This is a genomic window from Agrobacterium sp. GW821-FHT14E08, assembly GCF_058803865.1.
On the sequence record NZ_JBXAPJ010000006.1, the window covers coordinates 290736 to 313137 of the forward strand.

General features: G+C 59.1%; 22 protein-coding genes. 14 read left to right on the top strand and 8 right to left on the bottom strand.

The features are described from left to right. Positions 1 to 4: 4 nt before the first annotated feature. The 6 genes from paaC to AC1ROR_RS21135 form a co-directional block, all read right to left on the bottom strand. Positions 5 to 787 carry a 1,2-phenylacetyl-CoA epoxidase subunit PaaC gene (gene paaC / locus AC1ROR_RS21110; RefSeq protein WP_498590616.1) on the bottom strand — a complete coding sequence of 261 codons (783 nt, stop codon included), beginning with the start codon at positions 785 to 787 and terminating at the stop codon, positions 5 to 7. After that, complete coding sequence (gene paaB, locus AC1ROR_RS21115; protein WP_003498121.1) at positions 787 to 1071, bottom strand: 1,2-phenylacetyl-CoA epoxidase subunit PaaB; 285 nt, start codon at positions 1069 to 1071, stop codon at positions 787 to 789. Before paaB ends, paaC begins: the two co-directional genes overlap by 1 nt. A gap of 100 nt (positions 1072 to 1171) precedes the next feature. Next, positions 1172 to 2176, bottom strand: a complete 1005-nt coding sequence (paaA, locus tag AC1ROR_RS21120) for a 1,2-phenylacetyl-CoA epoxidase subunit PaaA (protein WP_498590617.1) — start codon at positions 2174 to 2176, stop codon at positions 1172 to 1174. 24 nt (positions 2177 to 2200) lie between these two features. Further along, positions 2201 to 3406: a 3-oxoadipyl-CoA thiolase gene (pcaF, locus tag AC1ROR_RS21125; protein ID WP_498590618.1), complete on the bottom strand. Its 1206-nt coding sequence runs from the start codon at positions 3404 to 3406 to the stop codon at positions 2201 to 2203. A gap of 161 nt (positions 3407 to 3567) precedes the next feature. Continuing rightward, a complete protein-coding gene (locus AC1ROR_RS21130; RefSeq protein WP_498590619.1) occupies positions 3568 to 4422 on the bottom strand; it encodes a PaaX family transcriptional regulator C-terminal domain-containing protein in 855 nt (284 codons plus the stop codon). A gap of 166 nt (positions 4423 to 4588) precedes the next feature. After that, on the bottom strand, positions 4589 to 5248 hold the full coding sequence (locus AC1ROR_RS21135; RefSeq protein WP_498590638.1) for an HAD-IA family hydrolase: 660 nt from the start codon (positions 5246 to 5248) through the stop codon (positions 4589 to 4591). A 126-nt stretch (positions 5249 to 5374) separates the two neighbouring features. On the opposite strand from AC1ROR_RS21135, the gene AC1ROR_RS21140 reads away from it, so the two are divergent. The 8 genes from AC1ROR_RS21140 to AC1ROR_RS21175 all read left to right on the top strand — a co-directional run bounded on the left by AC1ROR_RS21140 (position 5375) and on the right by AC1ROR_RS21175 (position 14501). After that, complete coding sequence (locus tag AC1ROR_RS21140) at positions 5375 to 6313, top strand: sugar-binding transcriptional regulator (RefSeq protein WP_142171681.1); 939 nt, start codon at positions 5375 to 5377, stop codon at positions 6311 to 6313. A gap of 88 nt (positions 6314 to 6401) precedes the next feature. Then, positions 6402 to 7031: an SIS domain-containing protein gene (locus tag AC1ROR_RS21145; protein ID WP_080839374.1), complete on the top strand. Its 630-nt coding sequence runs from the start codon at positions 6402 to 6404 to the stop codon at positions 7029 to 7031. 4 nt (positions 7032 to 7035) lie between these two features. Further along, positions 7036 to 8496: a xylulokinase gene (xylB, locus tag AC1ROR_RS21150; RefSeq protein ID WP_498590620.1), complete on the top strand. Its 1461-nt coding sequence runs from the start codon at positions 7036 to 7038 to the stop codon at positions 8494 to 8496. Next, positions 8493 to 9515, top strand: a complete 1023-nt coding sequence (locus AC1ROR_RS21155; RefSeq protein WP_051796571.1) for an ABC transporter permease — start codon at positions 8493 to 8495, stop codon at positions 9513 to 9515. The genes xylB and AC1ROR_RS21155 overlap by 4 nt, the downstream gene beginning before the upstream one ends. 67 nt (positions 9516 to 9582) lie before the next feature. Continuing rightward, complete coding sequence (locus AC1ROR_RS21160; protein WP_498590621.1) at positions 9583 to 10539, top strand: substrate-binding domain-containing protein; 957 nt, start codon at positions 9583 to 9585, stop codon at positions 10537 to 10539. Positions 10540 to 10661: 122 nt separating this feature from the next. Beyond that, positions 10662 to 12152, top strand: coding sequence for a sugar ABC transporter ATP-binding protein (locus AC1ROR_RS21165; protein ID WP_498590622.1), 1491 nt, complete (start codon positions 10662 to 10664; stop codon positions 12150 to 12152). Beyond that, complete coding sequence (locus AC1ROR_RS21170) at positions 12149 to 12802, top strand: beta/alpha barrel domain-containing protein (protein WP_498590623.1); 654 nt, start codon at positions 12149 to 12151, stop codon at positions 12800 to 12802. Before AC1ROR_RS21165 ends, AC1ROR_RS21170 begins: the two co-directional genes overlap by 4 nt. Before the next feature lie 67 nt (positions 12803 to 12869). Continuing rightward, positions 12870 to 14501 (top strand): HAL/PAL/TAL family ammonia-lyase, encoded by a 1632-nt coding sequence (locus AC1ROR_RS21175; RefSeq protein ID WP_498590624.1) that lies wholly within the window; start codon positions 12870 to 12872, stop codon positions 14499 to 14501. 49 nt (positions 14502 to 14550) lie between these two features. Here the strand turns inward: AC1ROR_RS21175 and AC1ROR_RS21180 are convergent, their stop codons facing one another. Next, positions 14551 to 15432 carry a LysR substrate-binding domain-containing protein gene (locus AC1ROR_RS21180; RefSeq protein WP_498590625.1) on the bottom strand — a complete coding sequence of 294 codons (882 nt, stop codon included), beginning with the start codon at positions 15430 to 15432 and terminating at the stop codon, positions 14551 to 14553. Positions 15433 to 15570: 138 nt separating this feature from the next. Next, complete coding sequence (hutC, locus tag AC1ROR_RS21185) at positions 15571 to 16311, bottom strand: histidine utilization transcriptional repressor HutC (protein ID WP_080840395.1); 741 nt, start codon at positions 16309 to 16311, stop codon at positions 15571 to 15573. A gap of 129 nt (positions 16312 to 16440) precedes the next feature. On the opposite strand from hutC, the gene hutF reads away from it, so the two are divergent. From hutF to AC1ROR_RS21215, 6 genes are all read left to right on the top strand, one after another. Then, complete coding sequence (gene hutF, locus AC1ROR_RS21190; RefSeq protein WP_498590626.1) at positions 16441 to 17811, top strand: formimidoylglutamate deiminase; 1371 nt, start codon at positions 16441 to 16443, stop codon at positions 17809 to 17811. 46 nt (positions 17812 to 17857) lie between these two features. Then, a complete protein-coding gene (locus AC1ROR_RS21195) occupies positions 17858 to 18892 on the top strand; it encodes an ABC transporter substrate-binding protein (protein ID WP_498590627.1) in 1035 nt (344 codons plus the stop codon). A 124-nt stretch (positions 18893 to 19016) separates the two neighbouring features. Next, a complete protein-coding gene (locus AC1ROR_RS21200; protein WP_498590639.1) occupies positions 19017 to 19805 on the top strand; it encodes an ABC transporter permease in 789 nt (262 codons plus the stop codon). Next, a complete protein-coding gene (locus AC1ROR_RS21205; protein WP_051796576.1) occupies positions 19805 to 20626 on the top strand; it encodes a quaternary amine ABC transporter ATP-binding protein in 822 nt (273 codons plus the stop codon). Before AC1ROR_RS21200 ends, AC1ROR_RS21205 begins: the two co-directional genes overlap by 1 nt. Next, positions 20619 to 22118 (top strand): HAL/PAL/TAL family ammonia-lyase, encoded by a 1500-nt coding sequence (locus tag AC1ROR_RS21210; RefSeq protein WP_498590628.1) that lies wholly within the window; start codon positions 20619 to 20621, stop codon positions 22116 to 22118. The genes AC1ROR_RS21205 and AC1ROR_RS21210 overlap by 8 nt, the downstream gene beginning before the upstream one ends. A 144-nt stretch (positions 22119 to 22262) precedes the next feature. After that, the coding region (locus AC1ROR_RS21215; RefSeq protein ID WP_498590640.1) for a hypothetical protein at positions 22263 to 22402 on the top strand (140 nt) is incomplete at its 3' end.

Here is a 22402-nt window from a genome sequence, read left to right on the forward strand (position 1 = left end):
CCTCCTACCAGGTCCCGCCGGGATAGGCGCGTTGCAGGAACTGCAGATCGGAGAGAATGAAGCCGAGATGTTCGGTGTGGATGCCGCTCTTGCCACCCTTCTGCATATAACCGTCGGCCGGCGTCTTCAGCGTCGCCTCTTCCAGCGTCTCGGCCACGAGTTCATCCCAGGATGCCTTCAGCGATGCGGGCTCCGGCGCCACGCCGGCGGCGGCAACCGCCGTATCCGAGGCATCGCCGATGAACAACTCGCCGGTAAAGGGCCAGAGATCGTCGAGTGCCGCCTGCATGCGGCGATGGCTCTCCACCGTGCCGTCGCCAAGCCGGATCACCAGATCGCGGCTGCGATCGAGATGATAGGACACTTCCTTCAGGGATTTTTCGGCGATTTCGGCGATGCGCTGGTCACTAGAGCTTTTGAGCCACTTCAGCAGAACGTAGTGCCACGCATCGAACAGGAACTGCCGCATCAACGTCTTGCCGAAATCGCCGTTCGGGCGCTCGACAAGCAGCACGTTGCGGAAATCCAGCCCGTCACGCAGATAGGCGAGATCGTCGGCGGAACGCCCCTTCTCCTCCACTTCGCCGGCAAGGCCAAGCCAGAGCTGCGTCTGGCCGATCAGGTCGAGCGCGGTGTTGGACAGCGCGATATCCTCTTCGAGCGCCGGCGAGTGACCACACCATTCCGAGACGCGATGACCGAGAATGAGGGTATTATCACCCATCCGCAGCAGGAACTCGAAAAGGGCGGCATTGTCGACGGTGGCAGTCTCTTGAGCCGCGCCCATCACATATGCCCCACTTCTTCCGGCACGTCGAAGAAAGTCGGATGACGGTAGACCTTGGAATTGGACGGCTCGAACAGCGGTCCCTTTTCCGACGGCGCACTGGCGGTGATGTCGCTGGAGCGGACCACCCAGATGCTGACACCCTCATTGCGGCGGGTATAGACGTCGCGGGCATTGTTGACGGCCATTTCCGCATCCGGCGCATGCAGGCTGCCGACATGGCGATGATTGAGGCCGTGCTGGCCGCGGATGAAGACCTCCCAGAGGGGCCATTCGCTGGACATGATTTCTCTCCCTTATTCGCGCTCGTCAGCGGCGGGCCGCGGTGAGAGCGTATTGACTGCGATTGGGACCAAGGGACCGCATGCGCGATCCGGAACACACCTATTCGGCGGCGATGCGGGCAGCCTGCCGGCGCGACTGCACCTTTTCGGCATGGGCGACGAGACCGTCACGGAACCACTCGCCATCGTTCCAGGCCTTTTTGCGGGCATTGAGACGCTCGGCATTGCAGGGGCCATTGCCGGCGATCACCGCGAAGAATTCGCTCCAGTCCGGCTCACCGAAATCGTAACCACCCTTTTCCTCGTTCCACTTAAGGTCCGGGTCGGGGACGGTCAGGCCGAGATAGGTTGCCTGCGGCACGGTCTGATCGACAAATTTCTGGCGCAGCTCGTCATTCGAATTCTGCTTGATCTTCCACGCCATCGACTGGGCCGAATGCACGGAAGCGTCGTCGGAAGGACCAAACATCATCAGCGACGGCCACCACCAGCGGTTCAGCGCATCCTGAACCAGCGCCTTCTGTGCCGGGGTGCCCTTCACCATTTTCATCAGGATGTCGAAACCCTGGCGCTGATGGAAGCTTTCTTCCTTGCAGATGCGAACCATCGCGCGGGCATAAGGCCCGTAGGAACAGCGTTGCAGTGGCACCTGATTCATGATCGCCGCGCCATCGACCAGCCAGCCGACCGCGCCGATATCGGCCCAGCTCAGCGTCGGGTAATTGAAGATCGAGGAGTATTTGGCCTTGCCGGAATGCAGCTGCTCGTACATTTCGTCGCGGCTGATGCCGAGGGTCTCGGCGGCGCAATAGAGATAGAGACCGTGACCGGCTTCGTCCTGCACCTTGGCCAGCAGGATCGCCTTGCGCTCCAGCGTCGGTGCGCGGGTGATCCAGTTGCCTTCCGGCAGCTGGCCGACGATCTCGGAATGGGCATGCTGGCTTATCTGGCGCACCAGAGTCTTGCGGTAACCTTCCGGCATCCATTCCTTCGGTTCGATCTTCTGGCCGGCGTCGATGCGCTCCTGGAAGGCGCGCTCGACCGGATCCATTTCATCGAGGCTGCGGACGTGGGCGGCGTCGGTTTTCACCATCTGTGCATACATGGCCATTCCTCCTGTTTTATCGCGTCAGACACGTTCGAGAATGAGTGCGATGCCCTGGCCGACACCGATGCACATCGTACACAGCGCATAGCGGCCGCCCTGACGATGAAGCTGGTAGGCGGCGGTGGTGACGAGACGGGCGCCGCTCATGCCGAGCGGATGGCCCATGGCGATCGCGCCACCATTCGGGTTCACATGCGCCGCATCGTCGGGCAGACCGAGGTCACGCAACGTGGCGAGCGCCTGCGAGGCAAAGGCCTCGTTCAGTTCGATGACATCCATCTGGCCGATGGACAGTTTAGCACGTTCCAGCACGCGGCGCGCGGCAGGCGCAGGGCCAATGCCCATGATGCGGGGCTCGACGCCTGCGGCGGCCATGGCCACGATGCGGGCCTTCGGCGTCAGGCCCTCTGCCCTGGCCGTCATCTCGCTCGCAATCAACAGTGCGGCAGCACCATCATTGACGCCGGAAGCGTTGCCGGCGGTAACCGAAAGATCCGGTCCGTTGACACCCTTGAGTTTGGCCAGCTGCTCGGCCGTCGTTCCGGGTCGCGGATGCTCGTCCCGATCAACGATAATCGGGTCGCCCTTCTTCTGCGGCACGGAAACGGGGGCTATCTCATCGGCAAAGACACCGGCCTCGTATGCTGCGGCCCACCGTGCCTGGCTGCGCGCAGCAAAAGCATCCTGATCCTCACGGCTAACCCCATAATCGGAGGCGACATTGTCGGCCGTTTCCGGCATGGAATCGACGCCAAAAGCCTTTTTCATCTTCGGATTGATAAAGCGCCATCCGATTGTCGTGTCGTATACGGCATTGGCACGCGAAAAGGCACTCTCGGCCTTGGGCATGACAAATGGGGCGCGGCTCATGCTTTCGGTGCCACCGGCAATGACGAAATCGCAGTCACCGGCGCGAATTGCCCGGGCGGCCATGCCAACGGCATCCATGCCGGAACCACAGAGGCGGTTTACGGTCGTGCCGGGGACGGAGACAGGCATGCCCGATAGAAGGGCCGCCATGCGCGCAACATTGCGATTGTCTTCGCCCGCCTGATTGGCACATCCATAAATCAGGTCATCGACCTTCGACCAGTCAACCTGCGGATTACGCGCCATCAGTGCCGCGAGCGGAACAGCGGCGAGATCATCGGCACGTACAGATGCCAATAAACCCGCATATCGTCCAATCGGAGTGCGAACAGCGTCGCAGATAAATGCTTCAGGCACGAATTCCTCCTCGTCCTCCTCAGCCCGGCAGGCAATTAGCCGACCGATCGGTTAGTTAATACCATTCCTTATGTCACAGTTCAACGCGATTTTTGACGATTCTTGTGACATTTGAAATTCTGCGCCTTCATCCGCATTTTTGCGTTCGCAGAAACATGAATTCACAAGATGGCGAGGAGCCCGTCTATTCGATGCCTGGTGGCAACCGTTTCGGCCGGAAGAGGCCCGTCCTCCGTCAGAAATTTCCGCGCAATGAAGTCGTCCGCCTTTTGTGACAAACGAACATAGAGCCGGGCAAAAAGGCGCCGTACTTCGGCATGGGGCCAATCATCGGGTAGCGCAGCGGCGGGAAGCCGCGGGTCATGCAGGACGATCATCCGGTATTGATGGACAAGAAGAAGACGGGCAGCCAGATGTTCTATCGGGCTGAGCTTTGCTCCCGCTTCCAGCGCCTCGGAAAATTTGCCGTATCGTTCAAGGAATTCCCGATAGGCCGCGTCATAACTCTGCAGACCCCATTGTTCGGCCGCCAATTCCTTAAGGCCGGCGCCGCCACCGGCAACCTCGGCATTAAAGGTGACGGCTGCGGCAGACAGGGGTGGAAGTGGCCGCACGCCAATTGACAGGCGAGAACCAAGCCGGGTGTATCCAGCCAGCTCCAGGGCTCGCGCATCGGCCTCGAAGGCAGGTCCGCCGAGGTAAACAAAACGCCAGACCGGCTCATCGGCAGTGCCGAAAAGCAGACGCGCGGCCGCCGCGAAATCAGTCTGGGCTGCCTCGGTAAGACTATAATAGCTGCGACGTCCCTGCCGCTCGCCGGTCAACTGGCCGGCGGAAACCAGCCTGGATGCTGCGGTGCGCACCAAAGTCTCGCTGATGCCAACTTCCGCGCAGGTTTCGATGAGGTTGCCGACCCAGATCGCGCCACCCCTCGGCTCGACGACATCGCCGTAAATCGTGACGATGAAGCTCGCAGCTCTGAGCGAAGCATTACTCAGGAGAAGGCTTAGCGACATGTCCTCATCCACCTTTCATGCGGGCTTTCCCCAATCTCGGATGAATCAGACGAAAAGCGGCGTGGTCGCTCACCTCCATGCATGACATCCACGGATAAGGCAACTCACATGCCGGCGGCGACCTTTCCAGCCGCCTGCCAGGAAAACCCTTCACACACAGCAATTCCTAACTGCGTTGAACCAGCTCAACCGAAAGAGACGCTCCAACTACCAGGGCACGCAGATCCCGATAATCAGCCACGGCCGGCCTATCCCTGATGGTCGCACTGTTGGTATGCGTGATCACAACAACGGAGGCGCCGGCAGCCTCCGCCGCATAAATCCCCGCATCCGCATCTTCAAACACGAGGCATCGCGTGGAATCAACGGAAAGAAGCCTTGCGCCCGCAAGAAACGGATCGGGCTTCGGTTTTCCCTGCTTTACATCTTCTGCCGCAATGATTGCCATCGGTCGAGGCAATCCGGCCGCCGCGATACGTCTCAAGGCGAGTTCCTTCGGAGCAGAGGTCACCACCGCCCATTTCTCGCCTGGAAGCGATCCCAGAAATTCGATCGCTCCCGGGATAGGAACCACGCCGTCGAGATCCGAGAGCTCCCGTTCGGTGATTTCAGCCGCGGCCTTCGCGGGATCAATTCCTGCGCTTTTCAGGTCTGCCATCGTGTCCTCCACCCGACGACCATGATAGGGTGGCGTCGGAATTCCGTTTTCCCTGGCCCATCCTCCCCAGACGCGCTCCGACGCGGCGCTGGAGTCGAGAATCGTCCCGTCCATGTCGAACAGGAATGCATCAAAGAATCGGGACTGGATCGGATTGGACGGCAACATGATTTGTTCTTCTGGCTGTTGAATGGCTGACGAAAGGGCACGGCAGAATTCGGCGTCGTTGCCCATCAGCGCGCAATCTGTCAAAAGGTTAGATCAATTGCAACAAATGAGCGAAAATCTTCTCAAATGCCTCGACGCCCCCTTCAAAAACTTCAGGCTTCCCTCGTCGCTCGCCGTTTCTACATCGAGCAGAAGACCAAATCCCAGATCGCCGATGAACTGGGCATTTCCAGATTCAAGGTCGCCCGCCTTCTCGACACCGCCCTTGCCGATGGCATCGTCAAGATCGAGATCAACGATCAGGGCGACATGAACACGGAGCTGGCCGAGAAGCTCAGGCAGAAATATGGCCTCAAGGCCGCCCTTGTTCTGGACGGCCCGGACCTTCATTCGAACGAGCTGTTCGAGCCGCTTGGCCTGCTCGCAGCCGACTATCTCGAGGAATCGCTGATTGATGGCCAATTGCTCGGCCTTTCCTGGGGCCGCACCCTTTCCGCCACGGGCAAGGCGCTTGGCCGCCTGCCGCGCGTGGATGTCGTGCAGGCTGGCGGAAGCCCTGCGGGGCTCGACCTTTCCCAGAACCCGACAGAGCTTGTTCATCGCGTCGCGCGCGCCAGCGGCGGTGCGGCCTATCCACTGTTCGGCCCCATGTGGGTGGATGATCCCGACCTGATTGCAAGGCTTCGCAACGAAACATCCATCGCAAGCGCCATGTCGCGTTACGACAAGATCGACGTGCTTGCGGTCGGCATAGGCTCCTGGCGGCCTGCGGAATCCTGCCTGTGCTCGGGTTTCCCGGAAGACTGGCGGCGTGATGCACTGAAGAAAAACGTATGCGCCGACGTGTGCGCCACCCTGATCGACGAGGACGGCCAAGCCGTGCCAAGCCCGCTCGATCAGACCGGACTGTGCCTCAGCACGGACCAGCTTCGACGCATTCCCGAGCGCATCGGCATCGGCGGCGGCATCGAAAAGGCCGATGCCATCCGGGCCACGCTGAAAGGGAACTGGGTGACAACGCTGATAACCGACGCCGGGGTGGCAAGGAAGCTGATGGCGACCTAAAAGTTAATAACGCTCAAATGAGCATATATATACTCACTTGACGAATTTTCGTGTCTGTCATATGACTGCCTCATCAGGGAGGCATTCTATGCAGTCAGAACATGAGTGGGTCGGTCGCGCCAAAGAGGTCATCCGTGCGGATGCTGCGGCCATTCTTGGAACGCTTGATGGGGTCGACGAGACCTTTCTGGCCGTTGCCGGGAAATTTATCGCGTGCAAGGGCAAAATCCTGGTCACCGGCAGCGGCACCTCCGGCGCAATCGCCAGCCGCGCGGCGCATCTTCTTTCCGTCGGCGGCACGCCCGCCTTTTACCTGCCGCCGGCCGATGGCCTGCATGGCGGCCTCGGCGTCCTTCAGAAGGATGACCTCGTTCTTGCCCTTTCGAAGGGTGGCAGCTCGGATGAGCTCAACGACTTTTGCGCACGCGCCAGGACGCTCTGCGCCGGCCTGATCTCGATCACCGCCGATCCGAAGTCGCCGCTGGCGCAGATGTCGGATGAGGTGATCACGCTGACGCTTCCCGCCGACAGCGATCTCGGCGCCGTCGTTGCCACCGGCAGCTCGCTTGCGACCGCCGCCGTTACCGACGCGCTCGTCGAAGTCTGCCGCGTCGCGCGCGGTTACGGATGGGACAAGCTCCTTTTCACCCATCCTTCCGGCGCCGTCGGCCGTGATGCCGAAGACAGCCTGAAGCGACTGCAAAACGCCGAGGGCTGATCAGATGCAACGCGATCTCGTCGCCGGCGTCGATTCCTCCACGCAATCCTGCACGATCGTGCTTCGGCGTCTGGAAGACGGCGCCGTCATTGCCGAAGCCCGCAAGCCGCATCCACCCACAACGCCGCCGCGCAGCGAACAGGCGCCCGAGGCGTGGTGGCAGGCGCTCGTTTCCGCCTTCGGCGAACTGACGACCTATCTCCCGCGCATCGCCGGCATTTCCGTGGGCGGCCAAGGCCATGGCCTTGTCATGCTCGGTGACGATGGCCTGCCGCTGCGGGACGCCAAACTCTGGAACGACACCGAATCCGCGCCCGACGCGGACATTCTTCGGCAAAAACTGCCACTCAAGGACTGGGCCGGGCGAACCGGATCGGTGCCGGCCGCAGCCTTGACCGTGAGCAAGCTCGCATGGACCGAACGCATGCATCCCGGCATGATCGCCCGGGCGCGCAAGATCATGCTGCCGTCCGATTATCTTCTCTATCGGCTGAGCGGACGGGCCGCCACCGAGCGCGGCGTCTCCTCGGGAACGGGATATTTCGACCCCTTCACCAATCAATGGGACTACGCGCTGGCAGAACTGGCCGTATCAGGCATCGACTGGGAAAGCGTGCTGCCCGACATCATCGGCTCCAGCGAGGCCGCAGGCGTGGTTCAGCGGATCGATGGGCTTGAGGCGCTTCAGGGCGCAATCGTCGGCGCCGGCTCCGGTGACAACATGACGGCGGCGCTCGGCATGGGCATCCGTGCGGGTGACGTGATCATTTCTTTCGGCACCAGCGGGACCCTTTACGGGCGCACGCCAATCGGCATCAAGGATGAGACAGGCTCCATCAACGGCTATGCGGATGCCGCTGACGCCTTCCTGCCGATGATCACCACACTGAACTCGGCAAAAGTAACCGACGCGTTCCGCCGAATCCTCAGGGCAAGCACCGAGGAGTTCGATACGATTGCCCTTGCGACCGAACCGGGCGCACGCGGACTTGTCCTCGTCCCCTATCTCGATGGCGAGCGGACCCCCGATCTGCCGGACGCCACGGGCATATTGACAGGCATTCGCAGCGACGTCGAACCGGGGCAGATCGCCCGCGCCGCCGTGGAAGGGGTCATCTGCGGCCTGCTGGAGGGCGGCGATTATCTCGCATCTCTCGGGCTGGAGCGTAACGGCCGGCTGATCGTGACGGGCGGCGCGTCCCGATCGAAAGCCTATCGACAGATCCTTGCCGACCTCACCGGGCAGCAGGTCTGGACCTGCAACCTTCCGGAAGCCGCAGCCGCGGGCGCGGCAGTTCAGGCAGCCGCGGCGGTCACCGGACAGCATACAGCGAAAATCGCCGAACAATGGGAGCCCCGATACGAAATCGTGGCGGAGCCGCGCGCGCAGGATGTCGCGCGGAGCGAGGATGTGCGCGAAGCCTACAGGGCCGCGCTGCCCCTCGCGAAGTGGAGGAAGGAATGACGGACATGACACAGACCCAACCCTATGACGGCAAGGGAATTCGCATCCCCGCCGAAGCAGGCATCGCCTTCGTTCTTCTCGTCGTGATGATCGCCGGCGCCATCGCGTCTCCGAATTTCCTCACGCTGTCGAACATTTTCGTGCTGCTTCTCAACGGCGCGGTCATCGGCTTCCTCTGCCTCGGGCAATCGTTTGTCCTGTTCACGGGCGGTATCGACCTTTCCTGCGGATCGATCGTCGCGATGACCTGCGTTCTTGCCGCCGTCTTCATCGAATATGTCGGCCTGCCCTGGCCGGTGGCAGCGGTGCTTGTGCTCGCGTCAGGCGCTCTCGCCGGCGCATTGAACGGCATTATCATCGATAAAACCGGCGTCCCGCCCTTCATCGTGACCTTCGCCATGATGGGCGTCGCAGCCTCCGTGCCGCAGATCATCACGGGTGCGGAATCGATCCGCGTCATGGACTTCGGTTATCGTTTCATCGGGCAATACAAGCTGTTCGGAATTCCCTTCCCGGTCATCGCCCTTGCCGTCGCCGTCGTGCTCGCCGCCCTGTTCATCAAGCGAACCGTGACCGGCACGCATATTTTCGCGGTGGGCGGCAATGTCGAGGCGGCCCGTCTGGCAGGCGTCAATACCTCCCGCATCACCATCCTCGTCTATGCGATCTCCGGCTTCTGCGGCGCCTGCGGCGGCCTGATCTACGGATCGCGCCTGATGACGGGCTATCCGACCGCCGGTCGCGGCGACGAGCTGTTCTTTTCGATTGCAGGTGCAGTGGTCGGCGGCGTCAGCCTCTTCGGCGGCATCGGATCGATCTGGGGCGCGATGATCGGCGCCACCCTGATCGCTACCATCTCCAATCTCATGAACGTCCTGAACGTCAGCGCCTACTGGCAGCCCCTGGTGATCGGCGTGATCATCCTTGTCGGCGTGACCTTTGACACGATGCGTTCATCCAGCCGGCTCTCCCTGCCCTGGGTCGCCCTGCTGAAGAAGAAGTTTTCGGCCAGCGCCTGAACGCGCGGACCAGAGACGGCGCCGGCCGATCCGGCAATCGAATTCATCATCCAATAGGAGGAGAACGATGAAGAAACTCGTGAAGAATTCCGTATTGGCGGCGTTTGGCATGTCGCTTGCGCTGTCCGCTGCAGCTGTCCATGCACAGGACAAGAAGGTTCTGGGCGTTGCCCTGCCGAACCTGACGAACCCGTACTACGTAGCGATGAAGAAGAGCTTCGAGGAAAACGGCGCCAAGCAGGGCTTCGACGTTCGCGTGCTGATCGCCGACAATGACGACGCCAAGCAGCTTTCGCAGGTCCAGACGCTTGCCCAGCAGGGTGTGAGCGCCGTCGCGCTGAACTGCGTCTCGTCCGGTCCATGCGTCGCCTCCGTTTCCGAGCTCAATCAGGCAAAGATTCCGGTCTTCACGATCAACCTCCTGCCCGATCCGGTGGGTCTGAAGGCTGAAAATCTGAAGGTCGAACAGGCCGTACAGACCGACCAGAAGGCCGGCGGCGTCTATATCGGCAAGCAGCTGCTGAAGGATATCGGCGCGGACGGCAAAGCTGTCATCGGCATCGTCGGCGAACCAACCTCCGTGGCGGCAAATGCCCGTGACGAAGGTTTCAAGGAAGCCCTGGCGTCCAATCCCAACGTCAAATTCGTCGCACTCGTCAACGGCAAGGTCGAGGAAACCACCTCGCTGAAGGTCACGACGGAAATGCTTCAGGGCAACCCTGAAATCACTGTCGTCTATTCCGACACCGAACCGTCGGCGCTTGGCGCGATCGCCGCGATCGAACAGCTCGGCCGCAGCGACGTGACGCTCTACGCCTTTGTCGACAAGCTCGGCGTGAAGCACATCGAGGACAACACCATCCTGAAGGCCGGTGCGATTCAGGAGCCTGCCAAGCTCGCCCAGATCCAGGTAGAGAACATCAAGAAGTTCCTCGACGGCGCGAAGCTTGACCCTGTGATCGACAGCCCGCCGCTGCTCGTCAACAAGGACAATGCCGGCGAAACCGTCGACAAGGCCTACTAAGGGCATTGCCAAGAACGTGGAGCGTCGTTTTCCGTCCGGAAATGCGACAAGGCTCCAAGACTGTCCGGGCGCGCGGAAATTCGCGCGCCCGCCTTCCGGTCAGTAGATGTGAGGTACGCGATATGTCGAGCTATAAGGCGACAGACATCACCAAGTCCTTCGGGAGCGTCGGGGTCCTGCATGGCATCGGCTTCGAAGTGAAGCCGGGAACGATCCATGGTCTCTTCGGCCACAATGGCGCGGGCAAATCGACCTTGCTGAAAATCCTCGCCGGTGCCCAGCCGCAGGACAATGGCACGCTCAGCGTCGACGGCGAAACCGTCACCCTCACCTCGCCCAGAGAGGCGCTCGGCAAGGGCATTGGCTGCGTTTATCAGGAACTGCGTCTCATCCCGAACCTCACGGTTGCGGAAAACCTCTTTCTCGGCAGGGAAGTGACGCTTCACGGCCTGAAGAAAACCTCCGAAATGAACGCCTATTGCAAGACCCTGCTCGCAAGCTATGGCCTGCATGTCGACGTGACGCGGACCGTAAAAGGGCTTTCCCACCCGGAGAAACAGCTCCTAGAAGTGATCGCCAACCTCGAAGGCAAGGTCCGCTATCTCTTCCTCGACGAACCGACCACCGCGCTCGACGGCAATCAGTCCACGGAACTGCTGGCCCATGTCCGCCGCATCGCGCTTGAGCGCAATATCGGCGTCGTGCTGGTCTCCCACAAGCTCGATGAGGTTCTGGCGGTCTGCGACGAAGCGACCGTGCTTTCGGGTGGGCGCGTCGTCTACCATGCGGCCGGCCAGGACGTCAGCAAGCAGGCGATTGTCGACGCCATCGTCGGCGACGCCCATGGCAAGCATGTTGCCAGCCGGCGTGAGGCGCGGGCTGCGGGCGAAATATTCCTCAAGGTTGAGGGACTGGCTGGCAAGAGGCTGAAGGGTGCCGATATCGTGGCGCGGCGCGGGGAAGTTCTCGGCCTTTACGGTCTTATCGGCTCCGGCCGCACCCGTTTCCTGCGCACGCTCTATGGTATGGAACCCATATCGGCCGGTACGGTGGAAATCTCCGGAAAACGCTATACTCCATCGAGCCCCAAGCTCGCCATCCAGCACGGTATCGCCTTCCTGACGGAAGAGCGAAAGCAGGATGGCTTCATCCCCCTCATGTCCTCGTTCCAGAACGTCGTTCTCTCGACGCTGACGCGCTACCGCAACAACGGGATCGTTGACCTCAACGCGGCAAGAGCCTCGGCGCAGAAAACACTCGCCTCGATCGGCACGCGCGGGCGGCTCGACGCCCCGACCAAATCGCTTTCGGGCGGCAATCAGCAAAAGGTGCTGCTCGGCCGCATCATCGAACAGAACGCCGATCTCATCCTTCTCGACGAGCCGACCAAGGGCGTCGATATCGGTGCGAAATCGGACATATACGACATCATCCGGCGTCTGGCCGATGAAGGCCGCTGCATCGTCGTCGTCTCCTCGGAAGAAGAGGAGCTGGTGGAAATCTGCGACCGCATCGCGATCTTCCAGCACGGCTTCTGCACAACCGCGCCGAAGCCGGTGGAAGAATGGTCGCTGGGCAAGCTTCGCGAAGCCGCATGGGCGCCCGCGGCATGACCGCGCTATCAGCCTCCGTCTACGCCGCCGATCCATTCCGCTTGGCGGAAGACATCGAAGCGGTGCTGCCGAACGTCGAATCCCTGCATCTCGACGTGATGGATGGCGTCTTCGCGCCGGAATATGGTTTGACCGCAAGGGTCATCCGCAATCTCAGCGAATGCGCATCCAAACCGCTGGATGTTCACCTGATGGTGGCGCGCCCGAGAGATGCCGTCATCCGCTTTTCCGAGCTGGGTGTCAGGTCGATTGCGATACATCTCGAAGCGGAAGAAAACTTCGTGGAACTCTCCCGTATCGCAAGAGCAAACGGTTCCGGCGCATTCGCGGCGCTGAGGCACACGACACCCATATCGGAGCTCGAAAAGGTCGCAGAGCACGTGGATGGCTGCCTTCTTTTGACGGCGCCGGCCGGCGGCGGCTCCTTTGACGACAGGGCGTTCGAACGTCTCGCACAGCGCCCGACCGGGCTTTACACCATTGTTGACGGAAAGATCGTTCCCGAACACTTCGAGAGGCTGGACCGGCTGGGCGTCGATCTGGCGGTGGTTGGCGCAGCTCTTTTCACGGATGGTGATGCCCGGGAAAAGTCCGGGATTTTCTCACGCATGCTTGGGAAGAAAAGCGTGAATAGTATTCATCTGGCATGAGCAGCGATCATTTGCGATATCTGCGCGTTCATCGATACTCGCCGCATATTATGTGACGGAGAGCCTCATGTTCAAATCCACTATTTTATTGAAAGTAGCCAGCATCTCATTTCTGCTCGCAAACGTGGCGCATGCGGAGATCGATCTTACCGGGCACGATACGACGCCTGAAATGATTGTGCGGATCGCCGACGGTGAAGAGGTGAAGGTATCTCCAGATGACCTCCAGCGCGTTGCCCAGTCCTACGCGGTTTTACTGCAGGCGGCGAAAGAAGGACAAGAAATTTACGGCCTGACAGTAGGGGTTGGCTGGAATAAAGACCGCAAAATGGTCGATGCTTCGGGAGAACTGACACCCGAATTAATGGAAGCATCACGCGAGTTCAATGAAGGTCTTTTGCGCGCGCATTCCGTTGGTGTCGGACCTGATGCCGAGCCCAGGATCGTTCGTGCAGCGATGGCTGTGCGACTGAACAACATTCTGACCGGCGGACCGGGCGTACAGCCCCATGTTGCGGAAATGTTGGTGTCTTTTCTGAACAAGGGGATCACTCCCATCATGCCGTCAAGAGGCTCCGTTGGCCAGGCGGATATGACATTGCTTAGCCATATCGGACTTGCGATGCTGGGTGAAGGGGACGTAATTTATCAAGGGCAACGGCAACCAGCGTCCGAAGCCTTTTCCAAGGCAGGCATCGAACCTCTGAAGCCATTTGGAAAAGATGGCCTGGCCATTCTGAGCTCGAATGCTTATGCGGCGGCACTTGGCGCTTTCGCAGTACACGACGCAGAGCAGCTGTTGCGGGTCTCGCAACTCGTTTACGCGCTAAGCCTCGAAGGCCTGAATGGCAACGTTTCTCCGCTTCTTGAGGACGTCACGGCACTGAGGCCTTTCCCAAGTTATGTGCGCTCAGCCAGCGACCTTCGATCCATTCTCAAAGGGAGCTATCTGTGGGAGAAAGATGAGAAGCGAATTCTTCAGGATCCACTAAGCTACCGGACAGCACCCTATCTTCTTGGCAGCTTTACCGACAGCATTCAGAGAACCAAAGCTCTATTGCATATCCAAATCAATTCTTCCGATGACAACCCGGGAGTGGCCGTCAACGTGACGCCGAAGTCCGATTTGTACCAAGCGACGCGGGGATATGTTAAAGGGGGCGCTGTTTTGCCCACGGCGAATTTCGAGCCTCTCACATGGGTTATATCCTTCGAAGAACTGGCCGTCGTGCTGGCACACAACGCCACTGCCTCGTCCGAACGGGTATTGAAACTCAACAATCCGGTTCATACCAAACTGCCGAGATATCTGGGGACCGAGAACACGCACCACGCGTTCCTGGTTGTTGAAGCACCGTTGATGGCGCTGGCCACGGAGGCGCGTGCTCTCGCACAGCCTACGTCCTTTGATTCCCGCCCAATTGCGGGTGGGGTCGAGGATGTTGGAACAAATGCCCCCTTTGTGGTTGAAAGGGTCCGCCAGCAAATTGACGACAATTTTTCGATCCTGGCGATGGAACTCCTGCATGCGGCGCAGGCCGCCGACCTGCGGCTGCAGGAACAACCGACACGCAAGCTCTCCGAAACGACAAAACGTTTTCACGACAAAGTTCGCGAAACGATACCATTCCTGAATGCTGATCGATCAATGACGCCCGACATTGCGGCCGGCACCGAATTCCTGAAGGTATTTCGGTAAGGTGAGGTAGGCTTGGCCATGGCCCCAGTCAGCTACTGGGGCCACCTCATCATTTCTCAAGACCAACAAGCCATGTTGAGAACTGTTTGATTGCCGGCTCGTCTTTACGCGCCTTGAGACAGGCTATGAACCATTGGCCGGGCTGAACGCTGGAATGGGTGTTCGTCATGACAAGACGCTGTTGCCGAATGTCATTCTCAACAAGAAATTCCGGGACAATCGCAATTCCCTGGCCGTTGACCGCAGCCTCGATTGCCAACAGGTAACTATCGAAATGCAAGATCTTGCCCTGCATCCCGCCAAACCACCCATTATTGTGCGTCCACGAAGACACATCGTCCTGAGTGCCGTCGATCGAAAGAAAAGTGGCGTGGCGAATATCATCTGCCGTTTTCATCCGCGTCGCCATCGCCGGGCAGCAGACGGAAACGAGCCTTTCTTGACGCCAAGGTTGATAAAAGACGTTGATTTTTTTGGCCTTGGGCACATAAACGAGGCCGACATCGGCATGATCAGGATTGAAATCCCAATCGAGAAGACCGGCGTTAAGACTGACATGCGTGGCAGGCGCCTGCGCCTTGAACGCCTGAAGGCGGGGAATAAGCCAGCGCACCGCGACGGTAACGTAGACCTGAATCGTCAGTTCCATTCGCGGCTCGACGCATCGAATCGCGTCCGTCGCGCTCGCAATTCGATCAATCGCGTCCTTCACCGCAAGGAAATAGTGGCGCCCCTTTTCGTTAAGGACAACCCTGCCAGGCATCCGCTCAAACAGCAGCCCGCCCAGATCGCGTTCAAGCGAAGCGATCTGGTGGCTGATGGCCGATTGGGTCACATTGAGTTCTTCAGCCGCATGCTTGAAGTTTTCCAGTCGTGCCGCAGCCTCGAATGCGCGTAGTGTCATCAGAGGCGGCAAATGTCGGCGTGCCATCAATCTGTCCGCGTAACTATTATTTCTCTAGGATCGAATGTAACCGTGGAATCCTGCACTGGAGCAGATCAAACCTCCCGGGCACTGGATCCAGCCTTTCCGACACGGGAGTACCATCGCTGCAATCAGGCATCCGGATCACTCCTGCGTCTCCAGCCTGTAGCGCGTGCCAGGGTAAAGCAGGCGCACCGCTGTTACAGCCTGCGTTGCCGACCATGTTCGCCGGCGCACCAGAAGGCACGGTTCGCTGCGCCCGACCGCAAGAAGTTTGCACTCCCAGGGCTGCGGAGAGACAGCTTCAATAAACTGCTCTCTCCGGGAAATCGGCGCCAGCGCGGTCAGGTAGGCGTTCGGCGTGAATACATTGAAATCCAGCGCCAGATAATCCGGCGCCACGTTTGGATTGACGAAACGATCCTCTAACTGAATTGGCAGCTCATCTTCATGATGCACTATAATCGAGTGAAATATCGGCGAACCGACCTCGATATCAAGAGCTCCGGCGAGATCGGGACCACACACTTCCTGTTGGGCCAGAATGAGCACAGCATGATGGTTGGCGCCACGCTCCCTGATTTCATCGGCAATGTTGCGAACACCCATCGTCCCGGCGCTTCTTTTATGCGGAGCGACAAAAGAACCGCGTCCCTGAACCCGCACGATCACGCCTTCGGTGGCGAGTTCGCGCAATGCCCGGTTGGCAGTCATCCTGCTTACACCCAGCAAATCAACGATTTCGTTTTCAGAAGGAATCCTGTGGTGAGGCGGCCATTCGCCATTGGCAACCTTCGCCTTTATCTGCCCCTTCACCCGTTCATAGAGAGGGATCTCTGACAGGCGCCCTGTGGGCAGGGCCAGGCTGCTATCAATCTCAGACAACGTTGAAACGACCAAAAAACGTTCTCCTGCTCAAAAAATAGACGACATCATCTCGAGGCCAAAATTATCACCTTTCCTCTTGCTTGTCTCCTACAATTATGCAAACTTACATATACAACTTGAGAGACGATGGCGATGTGGAAATCAATATTCTGCGAGCGCGCGCTTCTTCCGCACGGCTGGAGCGACAATGTCCGCATAACCACTGACAGCGACGGCAAGATCACGGCCGTTGAATGCAATTCATCGCCAATTGCGAACGAAGATAGGGCTTTTGGCCCGGTTTTACCCGCCCTCTCCAATCTTCACTCCCATGCGTTCCAGCGCGCCATGGCCGGCCTCGCCGAGGTGGCCGGATCGTCAAACGATAGTTTCTGGACGTGGCGAACTTTGATGTACCGTGTCGTTTCCAAGCTATCGCCCGAAGACATCGAGACTGTTGCCACCAAGTTGTATAGTGAACTTCTCAAGGGCGGTTTCGGGCGCGTGGTGGAGTTTCACTATCTTCACCACAGCGAAAACGGGATTCCCTACTCGGATCCAGGCGAGAATTCGCTTCGCATTCTTCAGGCCGCGAAAAACACGGGAATCGGCCTCACCCATCTGCCGGTCTTCTACGCCCATAGCGGATTTGGCTGTGCCGAGCCCACCGAGGGCCAGCGTCCATTCATTCACTCCACAGAGGCGTTCCTAACCCTCCACGACCGGCTCAAGCGCCCCTTTAATGACGCCGGCGCCGTTCTGGGGGCAGCCATACATTCTCTACGCGCCGCGACACCCGAAGAAATGCGCATCCTTCTGGACGCCGGACTGGGCGAAGGCCCGCTTCACATCCATGTCGCCGAACAGCAAAAGGAAGTCGAGGACTGCATCGCCTGGAGCGGTCGCAGACCTGTCGAGTGGTTGCTGGATGAAATGCCGGTCAATAATCAATGGTGCGCGATACACGCCACACAGATGACGCACGAGGAAACAGTGCGCCTGGCGCGCACGGGAGCTGTAGCAGGCCTTTGCCCTGCGACCGAAGCCAATCTCGGCGACGGCATTTTTCCCGGCACCGATTTTCTGGCAGCCGGTGGCATGGTCGGTATCGGCACCGATAGCCACGTCGCAACCAGCGTTTCAGAAGAGCTGCGGCTCCTCGAATACAGCCAGCGTCTGCGCGATCGCCAAAGAAACAGGCTCGTGTCTGGCGCAGGTGCATCCGTCGGTCGAACGATCTTCGACGCCAGCCTTTCTGGCGGTGCCCGCGCCTCTGGTGTCGAGACAGTTGGCATTCGTGTAGGTGCACAGGCTGATCTTGTCGTTCTCAACGGGTCGTCTCCCTTCATTTCGACCGCTATTGGCGACCAGATTCTTGACCGCTGGCTTTTCGCCCTGGGACCCGAAACCGTGCGCGACGTCATGGTTGCCGGTCAATGGGTGATCCGCGATCGCAGGCATGAACGCGACGAGGAGATCGATCACGCGTTCCAACAGGTTTTGCGAAAGCTCACGTAAGTTTTCGCAATGTGAGTGCAGTAATCAAACAAATAGGGGAATACCAATGTTGAATACTAAATTGCGACTTGCGCTTATTACCTCCGCGCTCCTTATGGGCGGCTCAATGGGCACAGCACATGCATCCTATTGCGGCGACGGGAAAACTGTCACCTTCGCAGGCCTTGCCTGGGAGAGCGGTGATTTCATCACACGCGTGATCGAGACGATCCTTTCCAAAGGTTATGAATGCAAAACTGACACCATTCCCGGCAACTCGGTAACGCTTGAACAAGCGGTTTCGCAAAATGACGTCCAGATCTTTGCTGAGGAATGGGTCGGACGCAGCGAAGTCTGGAAGAAAGCGGTTTCCGAGGGAACGGGCCTGAATATCGGCGCGCCGATCGTCGGTGCCAGCGAGGGATGGTACGTTCCCGCCTTTGTTGTCAAAGGCGACGTGAAGCGCGGCATCAAACCTCTGGTTCCGGACCTGAAATCGGTTGAACAACTCAAGGATCCGGAAGTTGTCAAGATTTTCAGCGATCCGGAGGAGCCGTCCAAGGGCCGTTTCCTGAATTGCCCGTTCGGCTGGACCTGCGAAGGCGAGTCGACCATCAAGCTGACGGACTATGGCATTCAGGACCTGTATGTGAACTTCCGCCCAGGCAGTGGCTCTGCTCTCGATTCGGCAATCACCTCATCGTATCTGCAAGGTCAGCCTGTCCTGTTCTATTACTGGACGCCGACCGCAATCATGGGGAAATTCGAGCTCATACGGCTGGACGCCCCTGAATATAGCGACGCTTGCCGGGAGCAGGTCAAGGGTGGCGGCAGCAACCGCGAAGGGGCATGCGCGCTTTCTCCGATGGAAGTTGCCTATGGTGTCAATGCCAACTTCGCGAAGGATGCTCCCGAAATCATCGAGGTCCTCAAGAAGGCAACGTTCCCGCTCGATGAAGTCAACAAGACGCTGGCTTACATGGTCGACAACGGCGCCGACGGCGCGACGGTCGCCAACCGCTTTCTGAAGGAAAAGGGCGACATCTGGCATGCTTGGGTGAGCGACGAGGCGCGCACCAAAATCGAAGCAAGCCTGAAGTGAACCTTTCGGGAGGAGCGCAAGACGCTTCTCCCGGACTCCGTCACCCCACTATATTCTGGAGGTTGCCTTGTTTCCCGAGCAATTTCGTTTTTCGATCCGTCAACCAGTCAACTCATTTGTGACCATGCTGGTTACAGACTACGGACAAGGTTTTCGCGCGTTTTCCAACGCCATACTACATTTTCTTCTGACCATCGAAAATGTCCTGCGCGGGACGCCATGGTGGATCATCATTGCCTGCTTCATGGTTCTCGCCTGGTTCAGCACCAGACATCTGGTCGTTACCGTCCTCGTCGGCGTCATGTTGTTTCTCGTCGGCGTGTTGGGGCTTTGGGATCAGACCATGCAGACCCTCGCGCTCATGTTAATGGCGACGCTGATCTCCATTTTCATAGGCATCCCGATAGGAATCCTGACGGCAAAATCCGTCTGGGCAAGGCGCGTTACATTGCCGGTTCTCGACGTCATGCAGACGATGCCGAGTTTCGTATATCTGATACCGGCCTTGATGCTGTTTGGCCTTGGTAAGGTTCCAGCCGTGCTGGCGACGATCATTTACGCCATACCGCCGCTGATCAGATTGACGGATCTTGGAATTCGCCAAGTCGACAAGGAGGTGACCGAAGCTGCGGTGGCTTTCGGCGGCAGCCCTACCCAGATTCTTTTCGGAACCGAACTCCCGCTTGCCATGCCAACAATCATGGCGGGCCTTAATCAGACGATCATGATGGCTTTGTCCATGGTGGTGGTTGCTTCAATGATCGGTGCCCGCGGCCTTGGCGAAACCGTTCTGAATGGGATTCAGACCCTGAATGTCGGCATGGGCCTTGAAGCTGGATTGGGCATCGTCATCCTTGCGATCGTTCTGGATCGCATCACACAAGGTTTCGGGAAGAGCCGGGGAGAGCAGTGATGGTCACCAGCATCAGCATTCGCAACGTTTACAAGATTTTCGGCCACAACAGCCGCGCCGCTCTCGAGCTGGCGAAATCAGGCGTCAGCAAACAGGAAATCCTGGCGCGATCCGGTTGCAGCCTTGGGCTGAACAACGTCAGCATGGATATCCCGGCCGGTGGCATTTTCGTGATTATGGGATTGTCGGGTTCCGGCAAGTCCACGCTCGTGCGCCACTTGAACCGGTTGATCGAACCAACCGCCGGAGAGATTGTGTTCGCAGGCAACAACATCCTGTCACTGAAGGCGCGGGAGCTCAGAAAGTTCCGGACCCATAAGGTCAGCATGGTTTTTCAAAGCTTTGCGCTGGCGCCCCATCGCACGGTGCTTCAGAACGTGATTTACGGCCAGCGTGTCCGCGGCACGCCCCGCAAGAAGGCCGAAGAGCTGGGAATGCAGTGGATCGAAACCGTTGGCCTTTCGGGCTATGAAAACAAATATCCACACGAACTCTCGGGCGGCATGAAACAGCGTGTCGGACTGGCCCGCGCGCTGACCGCCGACACCGATGTCATTTTGATGGATGAGGCCTTCAGCGCCCTCGACCCGTTGATCCGGGCCGACATGCAGGATCAGTTGCTACAGCTCCAGCAGGACCTTTCAAAAACGATCGTGTTCATCACGCATGACCTCGACGAAGCCCTCTACATAGGGTCGCAGATTGCCATTCTGAAAGATGGAGAACTCGTTCAACAGGGCACTCCCAACGAGATTCTCGAAAACCCGGCGAATGAGTATGTCGCCCGCTTTGTACAGGGCAGGAACCGGGCACATGGCTGAAGATATCGTTCTGGATCATCCCTTGAGGGCTGCCGATATCGCAGCCATTGCGGGCGGAGCAAAGCTCGTCCTGTCAGCCGGTGCTCGTGAACGGATCAGCCGGTCTCGGGAACTCGTTGATGCAATTGTGGATCGTGGCATGCGGGGTTATGGCATCAACACCGGTGTCGGCGCGCTTTGCGAGGTCATTATTGATCGCGAACAACAAAGCCGTCTCTCGCACAACATCCTGTTCAGCCATGCCTGCGGTGTGGGAACGCCCTTGCCTGAAGACCAGGCGCGCGCCGTCATGGCTGCTCAGATCAACAATTTCGCTCACGGCTATTCCGGCATTCGGCTTGAGGTCGTCGAGACGCTTGTTGCGCTTCTCAATGCGGGCGTCATTCCGGTCATACCGTCGCGAGGGTCTCTCGGCTACATCACCCATGCAGCGGCAATAGGGCTTGTTGTCATCGGGCATGGAGCAGCCACCTTCCAATCACGGCAGATTTCGGGAGCGGAGGCCCTCGAAATTGCGGGATTGAGCCCTTTGACGCTTGGCGCGAAAGAAGGATTGAGTCTCGTAAACGGCAGCCCCTGCACAACGGGGCTCACATGCGTCGCTCTTAACAGGGCGATGCGTCTGCTGGATTGGGCCGATGCCGCCGCGGCCTTCACCTATGGGGTTCTCGGCCGCCAGCAGAATACGTTTGCCGACGAGCCGATGCGATTGCGAAAGTCGCCCGGTTTGTGGGAAACCGCACGGCACCTCCGCGAAGGACTAATCGGGACGGTGCGCAACGGCGCGGATGTACGGACGCAGGACCCGATGAGCATCAGGGCAGTTCCACAAATTCATGGCGCGATCCGGGATAGCCTTGCCACGATTGCGGAAACGGCAGAACGGGAGCTTGCAAGCGTAACGGATAATCCGCTTGTGAAGGGCAGTCCCGAGGAACCGGTTGTCTATTCCCAAGCGCATGCGCTTTCAACGACGCTGGCCTTTGCTATGGATCAGCTTGCAATCGTCACAACGCAGCTCGGGATTATTTCGGAACGTCGAACGGACCGGCTGGTCAATCCTCTCGTCAGCGGCCTCCCCGCTTTCCTTTCAGGCGAAAGTGGCGTTGGCTCCGGGTTCATGATTGCTCAATATACGGCGGTCTCGCTTTGCGGAGAGAACCGCAGACTTTCTGCGCCCGCAAGCATAGATGGAGGAATCACGTCAGCCCTTCAGGAAGACGTCCTTCCACATTCCACACCGGCGGCTGAAAAGGCCTTGCGCGTTCTCGACAATCTCGAAACCGTCATCGCAATCGAGCTTCTTTGCGCCGCTCAGGCCTATGACCTCTCACCGGACGTTCATCGCGGGGACCCTCTGACGGGGCTCTACAATCGCATACGCGATACCGTCCCCCATTATGCCGACGATCGTCCCCTGAACACCGATTTCGCCCGCATCGCGTCCCTGGTGCGCACAACGGAAGCAGGCCTGTTCCAAAGCGCCGTATGAGCAAGCTTCTCTTCAATACCGCTTGCTGACCATGGCGAACCCTTCGCTTACGGCACCGCCATGGCCGAAGGCGTCGCCCAATCTTAAAACCATTCTCCAGCGCATCGAAGCTTCTGCGCTTGGCCTGACACCGGAGGAAATCACATGAACAATCCGCGCCACAACATCCGCGACGTCCGCGCGCCAAAGGGTATTGAGCTCAACACCAAGAGCTGGATGACCGAAGCGCCGCTGCGCATGCTGATGAACAATCTCGATCCTGACGTGGCCGAGAACCCGCATGA